General features: G+C 59.7%; 10 protein-coding genes and 1 tRNA gene. 7 read left to right on the forward strand and 4 right to left on the reverse strand.

From position 1 onward, the window contains the following. Window positions 1–76 precede the first annotated feature (76 nt). Window positions 77–154: transfer RNA gene (locus QEH54_RS21885), tRNA-Glu, on the reverse strand. 189 nt (window positions 155–343) lie between these two features. On the opposite strand from QEH54_RS21885, the gene QEH54_RS21890 reads away from it, so the two are divergent. The 7 genes from QEH54_RS21890 (at window position 344) to QEH54_RS21920 (ending at window position 14,398) form a co-directional block, all read left to right on the forward strand. Continuing rightward, complete coding sequence (locus QEH54_RS21890) at window positions 344–2,155, forward strand: hypothetical protein (RefSeq protein WP_309020860.1); 1,812 nt, start codon at window positions 344–346, stop codon at window positions 2,153–2,155. A gap of 24 nt (window positions 2,156–2,179) precedes the next feature. Beyond that, window positions 2,180–4,246, forward strand: coding sequence for a hypothetical protein (locus QEH54_RS21895; RefSeq protein WP_309020861.1), 2,067 nt, complete (start codon window positions 2,180–2,182; stop codon window positions 4,244–4,246). Continuing rightward, a complete protein-coding gene (locus QEH54_RS21900) occupies window positions 4,243–7,251 on the forward strand; it encodes a hypothetical protein (protein ID WP_309020862.1) in 3,009 nt (1,002 codons plus the stop codon). Before QEH54_RS21895 ends, QEH54_RS21900 begins: the two co-directional genes overlap by 4 nt. A 65-nt stretch (window positions 7,252–7,316) precedes the next feature. Then, a complete protein-coding gene (locus QEH54_RS21905) occupies window positions 7,317–8,240 on the forward strand; it encodes a phosphoribosylaminoimidazolesuccinocarboxamide synthase (protein ID WP_309020863.1) in 924 nt (307 codons plus the stop codon). 203 nt (window positions 8,241–8,443) lie between these two features. Further along, window positions 8,444–9,043: a type IV pili methyl-accepting chemotaxis transducer N-terminal domain-containing protein gene (locus tag QEH54_RS21910; protein ID WP_309020864.1), complete on the forward strand. Its 600-nt coding sequence runs from the start codon at window positions 8,444–8,446 to the stop codon at window positions 9,041–9,043. A 389-nt stretch (window positions 9,044–9,432) separates the two neighbouring features. Further along, window positions 9,433–11,826: a hypothetical protein gene (locus QEH54_RS21915; RefSeq protein WP_309020865.1), complete on the forward strand. Its 2,394-nt coding sequence runs from the start codon at window positions 9,433–9,435 to the stop codon at window positions 11,824–11,826. Between the two features lie 130 nt (window positions 11,827–11,956). Then, window positions 11,957–14,398 (forward strand): hypothetical protein, encoded by a 2,442-nt coding sequence (locus tag QEH54_RS21920; RefSeq protein ID WP_309020866.1) that lies wholly within the window; start codon window positions 11,957–11,959, stop codon window positions 14,396–14,398. Between the two features lie 227 nt (window positions 14,399–14,625). On the opposite strand, the gene QEH54_RS21925 is transcribed toward QEH54_RS21920, so the two are convergent. The 3 genes from QEH54_RS21925 to QEH54_RS21935 form a co-directional block, all read right to left on the reverse strand. Continuing rightward, on the reverse strand, window positions 14,626–15,072 hold the full coding sequence (locus tag QEH54_RS21925) for a transposase (protein ID WP_309020867.1): 447 nt from the start codon (window positions 15,070–15,072) through the stop codon (window positions 14,626–14,628). 214 nt (window positions 15,073–15,286) lie between these two features. Further along, on the reverse strand, window positions 15,287–16,969 hold the full coding sequence (locus QEH54_RS21930) for a M56 family metallopeptidase (RefSeq protein WP_309020868.1): 1,683 nt from the start codon (window positions 16,967–16,969) through the stop codon (window positions 15,287–15,289). Then, window positions 16,962–17,372 (reverse strand): BlaI/MecI/CopY family transcriptional regulator, encoded by a 411-nt coding sequence (locus QEH54_RS21935; RefSeq protein WP_309020869.1) that lies wholly within the window; start codon window positions 17,370–17,372, stop codon window positions 16,962–16,964. The genes QEH54_RS21930 and QEH54_RS21935 overlap by 8 nt, the downstream gene beginning before the upstream one ends. Window positions 17,373–17,573 lie beyond the last annotated feature (201 nt).

A 17,573-nucleotide genomic window follows, 5' to 3' on the forward strand; every position in this document is an offset into this window, starting at 1 on the left:
CTTCTCATCCCCCTCTCGAATATCCAACCGCCCAGACGCAAAAAAGCCGTCACGCAATGCGACGGCTTTTTTCAACTGGTACCCCGTAGGGGATTCGAACCCCTGTCGCATGGATGAAAACCATGTGTCCTAGGCCGGGCTAGACGAACGGGGCGTCAGCTGAGAGCCCCGGAAACTAGAAATCCGACTTCCCCATGCAAGGCTTTTTTTCAAAAAATCGATTTTCCCAATTTTCCGCCCCTCGGCTTCCCCCTTTGCCAGCTGGCGCTGCCTGCTCTTGCCTTCGTATCGCGCAGCCTTATACCTCAGCATCTTCCACATCCTCTTCACCGCGCCCGCCTAAATGGGATTCCTCGACCTTTTCCGCTCCAAACCTGGCCTCGCCATCGGCGATTGCTTCAGCAGAAGCCTCTCCCGCGCTGGCGACTTTCCCGTCAGCCTGAGCGGACGCCTGCCGGACGGACGCAAAATCCCCCTCTGCCGCATCCACAACGCAGGCCGCGAATTCTCCATCGAGGCCCTCGACGACGCCTTCCCCATCCACCTCGATGGAAAGGAGCTGAAGAAGGAAACCCTGCTCGAGCCGAATCGAAACTACGGGCTGAGCCTCTCCAACCACCTGATCGTCATCCGCCTAGCTCGCAGGACGGAGAGCATCGGCAGCAGCTTCATGGAGGGAGAGTGGGACATCGCGCCCGCCGACGACCGGACCGAGCGAGCCACTTTGGCCAACGGGGAAATCTCAGCCCGCTCCCTGCGAAGACGCTATCCGGATCCCGAGAATCTTCTGGCCTTTCCCGCTCAGGACGAAGCCTGCTTCCGCCTGCAAGACCTGATCCAAGCCCTGCCGGACGGCACCGAAAGAAACGCCGAATCCGCCACCCACGCCAGCCCGCCGATCGCTCCCACCGACGCTCTCCGGCCCGAAACGCCGGACTTCGGGCTCAGTCTCGACGAAGGCGACTCCGAAAGCCGAGCTTGCCCCCTTTGCTGGAAGACCTTCGCACCGGGCGACGCTCTGAACATCGCTTCGCACGACTCGCTCACTGGCGATCCCATCCTAGGCCCGCATGCCAAACTCCGCTTCGCCGCCACCCGTTTCAACGCCATCGGTCAAGCCATCGACTCCGCAGGAGCGCCCGCGATCGACCTGGCCTGCCCCCACTGCCGCGGACGCCTGCCTCCCTCCTTTTTCGGTCACCGCCAGCTCATTTTTTCCCTCGTCGGCGCTCCCAGCAGCGGCAAATCCTACTACCTCTCGGTCCTGTTGAAACAACTGCCCGAGCAGCTGATCCGCCATTTTCGGCTCAACCTCCAGGATGGCGATCCCAGCGGGAACGCCCAGCTCAACGAGATGAAAAACCGGCTCTTCTCCGCCACCTCGCCGGAAGACGCCTTCATATCCAAGACCGACTTCGAGGGCGTCATGTACCAGCGCCTGCATCGCCACGGGAAACTGGTGCCGCTGCCGCGACCCTTCGTCTACTACCTGCAGTCCCTGGAATCGCCCGAGCAGCGAGCCTCCCTAGTCTTCTACGACAACGCCGGAGAGCACTTCAAACCCGGCATATCGCTGGAGGACTCGCCCGGCGCCCTGCACGTGGCGGCCTCCTCCGCCCTGATGTTTCTCTTCGATCCCACCACCCATCCAACCCTGCGCAAGCTGCTGCGCCGCAAACGCGATCCGCAGCTCCGCACTCAGACCACCGACGAGCAGGACACCATTCTCGCCGAGCTGGGGGTTCGGGTGAAGAAGATGCGAGCCCTGGAGAGCCACGAACGCGTGGATACGCCCCTCGCCCTCCTCGTGGGAAAGTTCGACCTCTGGCGCTCGCTGCTCCCGGAAAACGCCATCGCGATCCCCCAGGGACGCCTCCTCACGGCCGAGGAGATCGAGGACAACTCCCGCCTGACACGGGCCTTCCTCAGCGAGCATTGCCCCACCGTGGTGGCCAACGCGGAGTCGATTTCGAACACCGTGCGCTATTTCCCCGTCTCCTCGCTGGGGCACTCGCCCCAGGAGCTGCTCGAGGGCCCTCTCAAAGGCCGCCTAGCCCCCAACCCCAAACGCCTCGCCCCCATCCTCGCCACCTCGCCGCTTCTCTGGATCCTCCCCCAAGTCGCGCCCAATCTGCTCGCTTCGCCGGAGAGCTGACACCCGTTTTTCAAACCTGCCGCCGTGAGCTACCAGTACATCCACACCAGCGCCAAGCGCGGTCTCGAGCCGGGCAAGTCCGGCTACTGCTGCGTCGCTCGCGACATGGATCTACCGCCCGATCTGGCCAAGGAGCTCGACCGGCTCAGCCGGTTTCAAGCCCCGGCTTCCTACCCCTCGCTGGTCGTGCTGCGCCACCGCATCGCGGAGCTGCGCAGCGGAGCCTATCACATCCTCAGCCGCATCCAGGAAACGGGGGCCGACTACTCCAAACGCAACAACCACCTCGCTCACCATCTGGTTTTTGAAAAAAGCGAGACGACAGGCCTGCCCAATCCCAGCTCCATCCTGCTAAACTGGCGCGGCTGGCGGACCCACTGGAACGAGCCGCCGCGCATCCTCGACCAGAGCGACGCCTTTTCCATCCATCATCTGGATACGCAATGGAAACCCTTCGCGGAGCCGGAGGCCTTCCCCTCCCCCTTCAAGCGCGGGGAGCCCTACACCGGCCTGTTTCCCGTACTGCCCGGACAGGAACGCTCGCTCGTCGAGTACTTCGGCGACTGCCTCAATCAGCTCGACTCCAGCAAGCGCTGGCGCTGCAGCTTCACCAACTGCCTTCTGCCCACCGACGATCAGCATGACACGCATTGGTGCGGCGTGCTGGACGAGGATGAGCTCCCCTTCGATCTGGACCTGAAGCAAAGGCCGATCTTCGAAAAACCGAAGCCAGAGCCGCCTCCCCAAACCGCCGACTCCACCTCGGCAACCGCCCGCGCCGCCGCCCAGCCAAGCCCGCGCGACCTCCCGCCCCCCGTGGTGGAAATCCCGCAGGACTACGATCGCCGAAGCCGTCGGCGTCCGCGACGCTTCGGCCTGCGCGAATTCGCCCGCTCGATCAACTTCGCCATCGCCGTCGGAGCCCTGCTTTGCATCGCCTTGGCAGTTTCCATCTACCAGATCTACCAGACGAAAGCGGCTGAGCCGAACGAGCCAACGCCGACCTCCTCCTCGGTCCGAACCCCAACGCCCCAGTCCCGCTGGCAGGCCTTTCTTGCGGCGAATTGCCCCCCCTCCGAACTCGGCGCCATGACCCAGCTCGCGGATCAGCTCCCGCTCGACTCCCAAGCGCCAGCCATGGTGGACTTCCTGGCCAAACTCCGCCCGGACGGGCCGATGCCCAGCGCTTCATTGCCCGTACCCGCTCGGCTAATACAAACGCAGGGGAGCAGCGTTTCGATTTCCCTGGCCACGACGGACTACCCCGGCCTCAAGCGCTGCACGCTGCTTCCGTCCAGCGGCGAAGCCCCCTTCATCGAGCTTCGCAGCAACCCGATTCTAAACGGTCTCACCCTGCCCCAGCTCCCCCACGGGGCCTTCTCACGACCCGCCCTCGACGCCTGGCTCGACTTCGCTCAACTCGCCGCCGATCGCAAGCTCCAAGCAGTGCCCGAGCCGGAAGCCGACGCCCTGCGAAGCTATTTCCAGGAAAAGGAGTCGCTGCTAGCCAACCGCCAACTCGCTCCCTTTTTCGGAATCCACCAAGCCTTCGGCCGACCTGAGACCCAGGCCTATCTCGGCTTCGACGAAAGCGGCCTGATCTATCCGAACAGCTCCCTGGCTTTCGCCCCTTTCCTGCGCAACGTCTTCGCCCAGGCAGTCGCCGAAAGCGACAATCCCTCCCTGCAAAACGCCCTGTTTCTCGCTCGCTACAGCCAGTACCGCAAGCGTCCGATCAGCGACGCCTACAGCGAAGCCCTCGCCATCCAAGACCTCATGGAGATCATCGAAAGCGAGCCCAACCAGCCCTGGTTCGAGCGCCGACAGCTCTGGAAACAGCTCTTCGGACGCGACGACCTCATGGAGCAAACCATTCTCCGCTACTCCCTGGAATCGCTGGAGGCGAGCAAGCTCAAGCTGGTCGACGCTCGACAACGCTTCACCGTGAGCTCTTTCCAGACCTGGAGCTCCCACCAAGGCCTCGTCCAGTCCCTGCAGCAGCTGCGACGCCTCGCCCAAGCCTCTATTTCCGATCAGGAATGGGTTGTCATCGCCAAGCAAACCAGCAACGTCGGAACTGCTAATCCATGAAGCCCGCCTCCTATCCTGAAGCCAACCGACTGATCTACCGTATCCGCACCGCCATCACCGGCGAATCCGTGGGATTGGGGGCCGCGAAACTGGCCTGGCAGCTCGCCGAGGCCTGCGAACGGGCAAACACGGATTTGAAAGCGGCCCGTCAATCCCTGGATCAGGGCGACCTCCTTCAAGCGCTGCTGATCGCCCACGCCCATCCAGAGCTGCTGGAAACCGCCTCCTCCCTGAACTTCAACCTCTTCGACACCTGGAAGAAGCGCTGCGAGATCTACGCCTGGCGCCCACCCGCAGCCATCGATCACGAGTCTCTCAACGCCATCAAAAGCGCCATTGCGGAAACCGCCGAGCTCAAGAAGCAGCTCTACAAGGACTACCGCAGCAAAGTCCGCTCCAAAGATCCCGTAGCGGCCTATCGCATCATTCGCCTCATCGCCGACCGCTTCCCGGAAGACGAGTCCGCCCAAGAGGAGGCCAAAAGCCATCAGGGCAAGATCCACGCCTACGCGGTGAGCGAAATCAAAAACGCCGTCGAGCAGCTCATCCCCGCAGAACCACCCGAACGCGTTCTCGCCAGCTTCCTGGCCCTAGGCGTGGAGCTGGACAAATCCGAGGAATCCTTCGTGCGCGAACTGTACGAAAAAGTCTCCGCTCAAAGCGTCGCCGAGCTCACCGAAAGCGTGGAAGCCGTAGTGCAAGCAGGCGCGACGCTGGACGAGTCGGGAGACTGGCAGGACGTCGAAAAACGGTATTTGTCCTGCGACTACGAGCTCGCGATCAGAGAAGCTCGCGGAGAGATCCCCACGGACCTGCGGCACGACTTTGAACACGTTTCCACAAAACTCTCTCGCCTCCGTCGAAACTATGAATCCATCATTTCAATACGTATCGCCATCAAGGGCCTGTACGCGAAGCCTGGCGATCCCGACCTGCCCCAAAACGCCCAGGGCAAGCCTCACAGCCTAGCCCACCGATTGGAAAAGCTGCGATCGCTCGAAAGCCAGGCTCAAAAGACGGCTGGGCAGCTGCCCCCGGATTTGCAAAAGGAGCTCAAGGATGCCTACGCCTACGCTCGCAGCAAGAATATGCCGAAGCTGGTAGGCCTATCCGCAGCCGCCATCATCGTCATCGCCGCCGCAGTCTGGGGGACGACCAGCTATCTGGAAGCGACCGAGCGCGAACAACGGCAAGCCCAAGCCTTGGCGGCACTCCAGCAAGCGGAAGCAGCCGACGAAATCGTCGCCGCTTCTTCATCGCTGGATACCTGGCGAGACACCATCGCCTCAGCGCCCGCTGATTCACCCCTCGCCGAACAAGCGGCATTGCTGGAGGACTGGCTCGCCAGCCAGCGCGCCCTGGAAGTGGAATACCAGCAGAAGGTCCAGCGTCTGGAAACCCTGCTTCGCTCGGATACGCCCTTGGCGAAACAGGACGACTACCACTCGCTACTCGTATCCATAGATCAATCACGCAAGTCCCTTTCCCCTGAACTGGGAGGGAAGCTGGACGCTCGCGTGGAAGGAGCCAAAGCACGCTGGCAGGAGCTGCAGCTCGCTGCCTCCGAGGAAAAGACACGCGAGCTAAACAAGCTGGAGCGCGAGCTCGCGTCCGCCCTCAGCCAAGCTGGCAAGGCGCGTTCCCGCAGCGAGTTGACGCGCATCGCCAACGCCGCTCAGCAGCGCATGGAAAAGATCGAGGCCCTAAGCGCCGAGGAAGAAGACGCCACGCGAGCCAAGCAACTGAGCAACCTCCTGATCGTGGCCTCCAACCAGCTCAGCGAAATCGCCACCAAATGGGACGCTCTGGAGTCCGAATGGCAGCAGCTCAATCAGGCGGCGGAGCTTGAAAACTATCTCGCCAGCCTGGAACGTATCCACAGTTTCGATATCCTGCCGGCTGAAATCAAGGCCGCGATTTCTCGAAGCTTAACGGTCAGAACGCAGATCGCTTCCCTGAAAAGCGAATTGCTTGGTCCGTCCGAGGGTGAGGGAAGCAAAGCCTTTTTCGAATTCGATCCCGCCCTCAACACGGAGGAGCAGGCCTTTCTGGACGAACTCATGGACAAGGAAGTCTTCAAAGACGTCTACGTATCCACCGTTCAATACTTCGAAGGCTCGGCAGAGGAACAAAGCGAATACCAGACCTACCTCGTCGAGCCCTTACCCGAAATCGAAAGCCAGGAACAGAACTCCCATATCACCTTCACTTTCCAGGCCCATGGCTTCGATGAAACCGGCCAGCCCGAGCCGGAGCCTAGAGACATTCAGTTCATCAGCAGGTCGGACGGCTCGTTCTGGGGTTTTTTCTACAAGCCTTCCGAACTGGCTCCAGAATCTGAATACTACGAACGCTCCATCAAGAACACGCTAAAGCTCCTAGCATCCGGCGCGGATCGCTTGGCAATCATCGACCAGCTCGACGCCTTGGAGAAACGCCAGGATCTTTCGCCCGCCTTCCGCCTCTATTGGCAGAGGCAACTGCTCGAATTCATGAGCTTGCGACCCCAGAAATGGGGCCTCGCTTTCAGTCCCAGCCTGAAGGAACGATCTCAGGAGCTGAGCAAGCTGCCGGAGTCCACCCTCACCGAGAGCACCTGGCTTTCCACCATCGAACAAGCCGCTCCATCGCCAGAGTTCGACGCCTTGCTGAAGGAGAGCATCGCCGATACCGCCGAAAGCGAAATCCAAGCCCTGCTCGGTCTCTTCCAGCGAGCCAGCGAAGGTCGATTCGCCATGGTCGGCACCGTTTCCACCGAGCAAACGCTGGACCTGTTCGCTTCCATTCCGGAGGGCGAAACCCTTTGGTCCGTCAACGCCCTCACCGGAAGAGTGGCCCCGCTGGCCGAGGGCGTTCCGCTCACGCCCTTCGCCCCAGTGCTGCACTACCAGCTCGAGGACGGCGGAAGCCTGGGGCAACTCTTGCTGCAGGTCGAGGAAGAGACGCAACTCGATTTCAGCGAGCCACCCTACCCAAGCCTCTTGCCCGCGATCTTCCGTCGCTAGTCGCCCCGCTTTTCATCATCGAAAACGCTTTCCAAGCCCCCACTCCCTACTAAAGTCCCCGCACCATGATTTCAGGCGAAGACCTTAAAGCAGCCCTTCCTAAGCAACCCGTGCGCGACCTGGTCGAACCCATCGACGCGCCAAAGATCGCCTCTGGAAAGGTGCGCGAAATCTACGATCTGGACGACGCTGTGCTGCTCGTCGCTACCGACCGCATCTCGGCCTTCGACGTCGTGCTGCCGGGCGGAATCCCAGGCCGCGGCCTTATCCTCACTCAGCTTTCTCACTTCTGGTTCGAACAAACCAAAGACATTTGCCCGAACCACATCATCCCCAACGAAACGGAAATCCTGCGCGACCAGCTCAAGCTCTCCACCGACAGCCAGCTGCGCAGCATGGCCGTGCGCAAGCTCAAGCCGCTGGAGATCGAATGCGTGGTTCGCGGCTACATCGCCGGCTCCGGTTGGGCCTCCTACCAGAAGGATCGTACCGTCTGCGGAATCGAGCTCCCCGATGGCCTACAGCAAGCATCGCAGCTCCCAGAGCCCATCTTCACCCCGACCACCAAAGCCAGCGAAGGGCACGACATGCCCGTCACCGCAAACGAGGCCGCCTCGATCGTAGGCAAGGAGATCTTCGAGAAGGTGCGCGAGGTCAGCCTAAAGCTCTACCAGTTCGGTCACGAGCTGGCCGACAAGGCTGGTATCATTCTTGCGGATACGAAGTTCGAGTTCGGCCTCGACACCGTCGGAAACCTCTACCTGATCGATGAGGTGCTCACCCCCGACTCCTCGCGATACTGGGACAAAGCGGAATACCAGGTCGGCACCTCGCCCGCCAGCTTCGACAAGCAAATCATCCGCGACTACCTGGAAACGCTCGAGGACTGGAACAAGACCGCTCCGGGACCCGAACTCCCACCAGAGATCGTCCAGCGCGCCCAATCCCGCTACCTCGAAGTGTACTCAAAGCTCACCAGCGTAGCCTAGGTGGCGTCCAAGCTTCGAGCGGGCGAAGCCTCGCCCCCACTGCTCGCATTCAGCCCCTCTCCATGAACGGATCCGGGCTATTTCGCAAATGCGATTCATGCAAGGGCGTATCCATTTTAAAACTCTATGAATCGCATCGCAAAAACAGCTTCGACGTAAGGCGGCGCACGGACTGCTGAGCCCTCGCATCCAACCGCGAATCGATGACAGCAGCCACTCTCAAGTCCAACACCTCCCTGCAAAAGCGTCTTCACGCCATCATGACAGAAATGGAGCGCTCCGCCAAAACCGCTCAAATGGTCTCAATGAACGCCAGCATCGTCGCGGTGCAGGCTCGCAACAATACCAATGACGCCTACGCCTTCGAAGCGGTTGCGGAGCAGATCCTCTCCATCAGTCGAGAGTCGATCGACCGCATTTCCACCCTGCGGGCTATAGTCGACCAGACCCAGCAGCTCACCGCCACCATCAACAAGGCGGGCAGACAACGCATGATTTCGCAACGCTTCATGAAACTCGCCCTGCTGGACGCCCTGCGCTCCGACCCATCTAACCAAGAGGCACAAAGCGCCGAGCGAAACGCCTTGCAGCAGACCTTCGAGTCCGTTCTAGCCGAGCTCCTCGCCTCGCCACTCAACAACGAAAGCATCACGCTCAAGCTGGAAAGCGTGCGGCTGAGCTGGAACGCGTTTCTAGACGAAATGGAATCCGGAAACATCGCCGCAGCCGCGTCGCTGAACGAGGAGGTGCTGCAGCGCATGAACGACGCCGTCAACGCATACGAAGACCTGGCCGGCCACTGATCGCTCCAACCGACAGGCGCTACCCGCCCCTGCCAACAGCCTCGATCGCCTTCGCCTGTTTCTAAAAACGGGCAGAAAAGTCCGCTACTCTTATGCAAGAGCGGCAAAACGGCTTCCAACCCTGGAGGGGTCCTCCGAGAGATGGAGTTGTACTCAACTTTCCTCGGGGCGCCTCCTCGCCGCTCCAAACGTTCTTTCCTGTAAAAATTTCGCCCGCGACATGGGCTCGCCCCTTCCATGAAATGCTCGCCGCGTCGATGCGCCGATCGTTTCAATGCCTCTTGACTCCTCCGTGTGTTTGTTGGTTGCTCGAAGCCGTATCCCATGACGTGATTTAGCGATTTATCAGTTTCGCACTCTCATCACTCGAACACTACATTCCTCCCCCTATGCAATACGGCCATTTCGACGACGAAAACCGCGAGTACGTCATCACTCGCCCGGACACTCCACGCTCGTGGACCAACTACTTGGGAGACACCCAGTACGGCGCCATCATCTCCAACAACGCGGGCGGCTTCTCCTTCTACCAGTCCGCCGCCGACGGCCGCTTCACCCGCATGCGCTTCAACAGCGTGCCCATGGACCAGCCGGGCCGCTACTTCTACTTGCGCGATGCGGAGTCGGGCGACTTCTGGTCATCCTCCTGGCAGCCAGTGGGCAAGCCTCTTGAGCAGTTCAAGTCCACCTGCCGCCACGGCACGGCCTACACCCAGATCGATTCCGAGTACTCCAACATCAAGACCGAGTCGCTCTACTTCGTGCCCATCGGCCAGACCTTTGAATACTGGAAGCTCAAGGTCACCAACACCGGCTCCAAGCCCCGCAAGCTTTCCGTCTTCACCTACGTCGAGTTCGCCAACTTCTGGAACCACAGCCAGGACCTGGTCAACCTGCAGTACTCCCAGTACATCGGCCGGGCCAAGTTCGAAGACGGCCTGGTGCAGATGGCGGTCAACGACAACCTGGGCCGCAACTGGCGCGACTTCAACGGGGAGAACAACGCTCAGCTCAGCTGGATGACCTTGCTCGGGTCAGAGGTTTCTGGATACGACCTTTCCCGCGAAACCTTCATCGGCCCCTACGGTTCCTACGAAAAGCCAGACGTGGTCGCCTCGGGCGTATCCAAAAACTCCACGACCTACGGCGACAACTCTTGCGGCTCGCTCCGCACCGAGATCGAACTCGCACCGGGCGAGTCCAAGGAGATCCTGGTGCTGCTCGGCGTGGGCGACGCCCAGATCGAAGGCAAGGCAGCGATCGAGAGCCATGGCGACTTCGCCAAGGTGGAGGAGGAGTTGGCCAAGGTTAAAAACTATTGGCACTCCCGCCTGGAAAGCCTCTCGGTCGAAACCCCAGACAAGAACTTCGACTCCATGGTCAATGTCTGGAACATCTACAACTGTCTGATCACCTACGCGTGGTCCCGCGCCGCTTCCTTCGTCTACAACGGCGAGCGCAACGGTCTCGGCTTCCGCGACACCGTGCAGGACATCCTGGCAGTGCTTCCGGCCATCACCGACGAAGCGGGTCAGCGCCTCGAGCTCATGCTCACCGGCCAGTATTCCAACGGCGGGGCCCTCCCAGTAGTAAAGCCTTTCCAGCACAAGCCGGGCGCCACTCCGATGACCCCGGAACACGAGTTCCGCTCGGACGACTGTCTTTGGTTTTTCAATACAATCCCGGCCTACGTCGCCGAAACCGGAAAGGTCGACTTCTACAACAAGGTCCTTCCTTACGCCGACCAAGGCGAAGCCACCGTGCTGGGCCACATGCGGCGCGCCCTTGAGTTCAATCTCGAACGCTCCGGCGCCAACAACCTGCCGTGCGGACTTGCGGCCGACTGGAACGATTGCCTCAAGCTGGGCTACCACGGCGAATCGCTCTTCGTGGCCTTCCAGGTCCGTCTGGGGCTGGGCGTCTACGCGGACGCCGCCAAGCTGGTCGGCAAACCGAAGGAAGCCGAATGGGCCCTCGCAAAACGCGACGAGCTCGACGCAGCCATCCAAAAGACTTGCTGGTCCAAGGATCACTTCATCTGGGCCATCGCCGAGGACGGCACCGTTTACGGCACCCACGAATCCACCGAAGGCTCTGTTTACCTGAATACCCAGGTTTGGTCCGTGCTCTCCGGCGCCGCTTCCGACGAGCAAGCCGCTACTTGTATGGATACGTTGGATCGCGAACTGGCCACCGACTACGGCCTGCAGCTCTGCGCCCCTCCTGTCACCACCATGCCGGTCCGCATCATGGCCGCTCGCCTCTTCAATCCGGGCACCAAGGAAAATGCCGGCATCTTCAACCACCCACAAGGTTGGGCCGTCATCGCCGACTGCATGCTCGGAAACGGCGACCGCGCTTACAAGTTCCACACCTCCTATCTTCCAGCCAGCTTCAACGACAAGGCGGAGATCCGCGGCAGCGAACCCTACGTTCATTGCCAGTCGACGCATGCTCGCTACAGTCCGATGCACGGAGCGGCCCGTCTGCCATGGCTCACCGGCGCCGCGACTTGGTGCTACTACTCCAGCACTGCCTACATTCTCGGCATTCGGGCCGAGCTGGAAGGCCTGCGCGTCGATCCCTGTCTTCCGTCCTCATGGCCTGGATACAAGGCAAACCGCCTCTTCCGCGGCATGAACATCAAGATCAGCGTCAGCAATCCAAACGGCAGCCAGAAGGGCGTCGCCTCCATGACCGTGGACGGCAAACCCGTCGAAGGCACCATCGCACCGATTGAACTGCTCAAAGACGGCAGCCAGATCGAAGTCGTGATGAAGTAAACGGTGGCGCGTGACGTCCCCGGCACGCGCTCCCCTCAACCCAAAAACACAACCCGATCTCCACATCCCTCATTCGAGAAGATTAGCGAGATTCGTGGGCAAAAAACACTTACACAAAACCTAGACTACCATGAGCAATCCATACGGACATTTCGACGATCCAAATCGTGAATACGTGATCACGCGTCCCGACACGCCTCTTCCTTGGCTGAACTTCCTCGGACAGGACGAGTACTTCGCGCTGAACACCAACACCGCCGGCGGCTACTCCTTCTACAAGGACGCCCGTCTGCGCCGCCTCACGCGCTACCGCTACAACGAAATGCCGTACGACAACAACGGCCGCTACCTCTTCATCAAGGACGGCGACACCGTTTGGAATCCTGGCTGGAAGCCGGTCAAGACCGAGCTCGACGCCTACGAATGCCGCCACGGCCTCGGCTACTCCCGCATCACCTCCGCCAAGGACGGCCTCGAGGCCAGCGTGCTCATCTTCGTTCCGCCCAAGGAAAACCTCGAGATCTGGCAAACCACCCTCACCAACAAGACCGACGCACCGAAGACTTTCAAGCTCTTCTCCTTCGTCGAGTTCTGTCTCTACGACGCCCAGAACGACGCGACCAACTTCCAGCGCACCTACTCCATCGGCGAAGTGGAAATCGAAGACAACGCGATATATCACAAAACTGAATACCGCGAACGCCGCGACCACTACACGATGTTCGCTTGTACCCGCGACCTCGACGGCTACGACACCAGCCGCGACGACTTCGTTGGCGTTCACAACGGCATCCACGAACCGAAAGCCGTTCTTGCCGGCAAGCCCAACAACACCCAAGCCTTCGGCTGGAACCCTATCGGCTCCCACTACCACGAAATCACCCTGCAGCCGGGCGAGTCCACCACGCACTCCTACATCTTGGCCTACGTCACGGTGAAGGGCGAAAAGTACGTCGCCCCGCACGTCATCAACAAGGCTCCCGCCAAGGCCATTCTCGACAAATACGCCGACAACGCAGCCGTCGACGCAGCCTTCGCCAAGCTCAACAGCATCTGGGACAAGCAGCTCTCCGTCTTCCAAGTGGAAACGCCCTGCCCCATCATGAACCGCATGGGCAACGCTTGGAACCAGGCCCAGTGTATGGCCACCTTCAACCTCAGCCGCTCCGCCTCTCTCTTCGAGTCCGGCATCGGCCGCGGCATGGGCTATCGTGACTCAAACCAGGACCTGCTGGGCTTCGTGCACATGGTTCCGGACAAGGCTCGCCAGCGCATCCTCGACATTTCCGCCACCCAGATGTCCTCCGGTCTCTGCTTCCACCAGTACCAGCCGCTCACCAAGAAGGGCAACAGCGACATCGGTGGCGGCTTCATGGACGACCACCTCTGGCTCATCCTCTCTACCACCGCCTACATCCGCGAAACCGGCGACGTCGGCATCTTGGATGAGAAAGTTGGATACGCGGACGTGGAAGAAAAAACAGCGACCCTCATGGACCACCTCGAGCTCTCCATCCAGTACACGCTCGAAAACCGCGGCCCGCACAATCTACCGCTCATCGGCCACGCCGACTGGAACGATTGCCTCAACCTCAATTGTTTCTCCACCGAGCCTAACGAGTCCTTCCAGACCGCTTCCCACAACACCAAGGAAGAAGTGGCCGAGTCCCTCATGATCGCCGGTCTCTTCCTCAAGGCCTGCCTCGATCTCGAAGGTCTCTACAAGCACCTCGGGGCCGACGAAAAGGCCAAGGAAACCGCTGCCGCTCACGCGGAAATGCTGGAAGCCGTAGAAACCCAAGGCTGGGACGGCGAGTGGTACCTGCGGGCCTACGACACCTACAAGGAACCGATCGGCTCCAAGAAGAACGAAGAAGGCAGCATCTACATCGAATCCCAAGGCTGGCTCGTCATGGGCGGCGCCGGACGCGAAAACGGCCGCGCTCAGCAAACCCTCGATTCCGTGCACACCCACCTCTTCACCGAAGATGGCTGCGTGCTCCAGCAACCGCCTTACCAGACCTATCACCTGCACCTCGGCGAAGTTTCGTCCTACCCTCCTGGATACAAGGAAAACGCGGGCATCTTCTGTCACAACAATCCTTGGATCCACCTCGCTCACATGGAGCTCGGAAACGGCGACCGCGCCTACGAGTACTACCTCAGCGTTTGCCCGGCAGCCAAGGAAGACAAGATCGAGGTGTATCGAGGCGAGCCCTACATGTACTCGCAAATGATCGCCGGCAAGGACGCAGCCACTCCAGGCGAAGCCAAAAACGCCGGCCTCACCGGCACCGCCGCATGGACCTTCCTCACCATCAGCCAAGGTTTCGCCGGCATCAAACCCGACTACACCGGACTGAAGATCGACCCATGCTTGCCCACCAGCTGGCCGGAGATAAAGGTCACCCGCAAATTCCGCGGCAAGACCTTCAACATCACCATCCAGAACCCGGACAAGAAGTGCAAAGGCATCAAGTCCCTCACCATCAACGGCAAGGCCATCGAAGGCGATACCATCCCCCTCACCGCCGCCTCGGACGTGAACGAAGTGGTAGCAGTGATCGGCTAATCCGAAAACAACAGATTATTCTCCCCAAGGGCCGCTCCACTGAGCGGCCCTTTTTGGTGGCGCGAGACGTCCTCGGCTCGCGCAAAAACGCCACCTCCACAACAACGCCCACCAACTCCCCAAGAGCGCCGACCTCCCCATCGTCCCCTCCCATTTCGCTCAACCTTCTCCCCACTCCACTGACCCCCAAAACGCGGGCCGAGGACGTCCCGCGCCACCTAATCCACCTACTCATCCGGGAGCCACCTCCACTTCCAATCCTCCCACCGCTCGCACAGCTCCTTGGCCAACGGATTATTCAAAACGTACTCCCGCTTCCCATCCAACGATGCGTCATGCCGTATCCGATGGTCGAAGTAGTTGCTCTGCCAAGACACGCCAAAGCGCTTCGCGGTGTAGCTTTTCCAATTCCCAATCACTTCGCTCATCGAGCGACACGGATCAAACGAAAGCAAAGCATGAACATGATCCGGCATCAGCATGAACACGCGACAATACCAAATCCCCTTGGCATGGTTAAACGCCACCGACTCCAGCAACCCCTCGCCAATGCCCTCCGCAATCAGAGACCCACTCCATTCACGCTGCACCCGTATCCGAATATGAAAGACAGCTCCATCCTTCACCCATCCAGGTACAGCATGGCACAACCGCTTCGGGTATTTGGATTCCATGAGCCAAACCTGTAGGCTTGCTTTTCCAAAAGCAAGCCGGTGGCGCGAGACGTCCTCGGCTCGCGCAAGAACGCCACCTTCACGCCAACGCCAAACAATTCCCATCAACCCCCAAGCGCGGGCCGAGGACGTCCCGCGCCACCTTTCACTCCGCCCTCAAAAAAGCAGCCTAAGCCTACAAAGGCCCAGGCTGCTCGCACGGTGTGGTAAATCTCTATTTTCCGCCGAAATCCGTTTTCATTTCCGGCGCTTTCGCCTCGAGCGTTCCAGCGTTCTTCAACAAGGACTCCGCTTCATCTTCCCTTCCATCGGCAACTAAACGCTCCGCTAACGCTACAATCACTTCGTCCGCTTCACCCTTTCGATCCTGCTCGTAGAGCATCTTCGCTAAGCCAACATGCCAGTCCTTTACGTCCGGATCCTTTTCGATCGCCAGTCGATAATAGTGCTCCGCAGACGCCACATCTCCCGTATTCAAATAACTGAGACCGAGCAAACCATCCGTAGTCGCATCATCAGCCCCCAAACGCTTGGCCCTCAAAAGCGCCTCCTTAGCGCCTGCGAAATCGCCCGCCTTCACCTGCAAGATCCCTCCGTTTCGCACCGCTCGCAAAAATCTCGGAAACTTCGCCTCGGCCAATTGATAGTACTCGATCGCCTTCTCCAGCTCGTCTTTCTCAGCGTACAGATTCCCCACGATAAACTCGAAGGCAGCCGATGAGTCCTCATCGATCGCTTCTTGGAGCATCTCGCGAGCCCGCTCCCTGCCTCCTTCTTCTTCGAAGACACCAAGCACCTTCTTTACCAAAGCACGCTCAGCTTCCGACAGATCTGGCTCCAAACTTTGTTTATGCTCCTTCTCAACCGTCTCGGAGGCCTGCGCCCTCAAGTCGCTCAGCGACAAAGAAGCCGACAAGAACACCGTCAAGGCTACGACGGCCATCACGCTTCCTATCGCGGAGAAGACATCTCCAACACGAGAGTTTCCATGACGTGAAAGCGCTTTGATACGCTTTACAAAAGGTGCACCCATAATTCCCACACTGGTGGCATAGCTGCTCGGCAGCTTAATCTTTGATACTTTCATCAGACAATTTAGATATGATGTTACGTTTTCGGTTTTTCGGATAACCTCTTCGTCCCTCAAAATCTCGCGCTCCGCGCTTATCTGACGATCCAGCCACCACACCAAAGGATGCATCCAGAATAGATTTCGAATCACGGTTTGGACGAAGAGCCAAAGAGTATCACGCTTGTACACGTGCTGAAATTCGTGCCGCAAAAACGCTTCGCGCTCCGCTTCGGACAGCGACCGATCCAAGGACGCCGGGATCACCACCGATGGACGGACAATGCCAAACACTCCTGCCAGCAAACCCTCTTCCCGACATACGAGGATCCGCGGCATCGACTGTATCCTGCTTTTCCATACGCTTTTCGCCAGCTCCTGCCACCCAGCGTCAGCAGGCTCGCTAACCATCTTGAGAGCCTTGGTCACGATCAAGTACTGCCGCAGCCAAAGCGAAGCCAATACCAATACGCCTGCGCCCCATACGCAGGCCGCTAGGAGCTCCCAGCTTACCCCCGCATCGGCAGCGACCTCAACGCCTCCCAAATCCACCCACGTATCGATCTTCAAACCACGTGCCGTCAAATCCAAGTAGCCCAATCCTTGCCCCTCTCCCTCTAAACCTGAAACAAAGGACTTCCCGAAAAAGGAAAATACAGGAGCGAACAGCGAAAACGGAACCAACAGCTTCAACAGGCTCGCCCACGCCAGAAAGTGCCGGCTGTAGCTCCACGAGCGTCCCAACGCGAGTATCAGCAGAACGCATACAACTCCGAACAACGTCGACTCCCATAGGTGCGACATTATGAAATAGATCCGATCACTCATCTCCCGCCTCCTTCTTTTCCCGCGTTTCTTTGATAGCGTCCTCAAGCGCCTTGAGATCTTCCAACGACAGTTTTCCCGACTCCGCCATGTGCAGCATCACCGGCTCCGCCGAGCCCCCAAACAGAGAGAGAAAATCATCAACCAGCGAGCCGATCGCGCTCTTCTTCGTCACCGTAGGCTCGAACACATGCGCGTTTCCGATCTTCTTGGCTCGCCGCACCGCTCCCTTTTTCTCCAGCCGATACACGATGGTCTGCACCGTCGTGTACTCGACCTTCCGTTTCTCAGGCAGGGCTTCCTGCACTTCTCGGATCGAAGCGGCCTTCAGCTTCCAAAAAGCCTGCATGATCTCCAGCTCCATAGGACTGAGCTTCTCGCTCGTGGATTTCCTTTTGATCGGCATCGTGTAGTAGTTACTACTACACAAGTAGTAGACACAAGAAAAAACTGCTCCCTTCTAACTCCTCGCAAATCTTCATCATTCGGCGACCTACCGAAACGAGCATTTCACAACCCAGGTGGCGCGAGACGTCCCCGGCTCGCGCAAGAAGGCAAGCCTTCCCTAGCGCCGCCGACAACTCCCCCCAAAGCGCGTGCCGAGGAC

The organism is Pelagicoccus sp. SDUM812003 (genome assembly GCF_031127815.1).
In the GTDB taxonomy this organism is placed as follows: Bacteria; Verrucomicrobiota; Verrucomicrobiia; order Opitutales; family Opitutaceae; genus Pelagicoccus.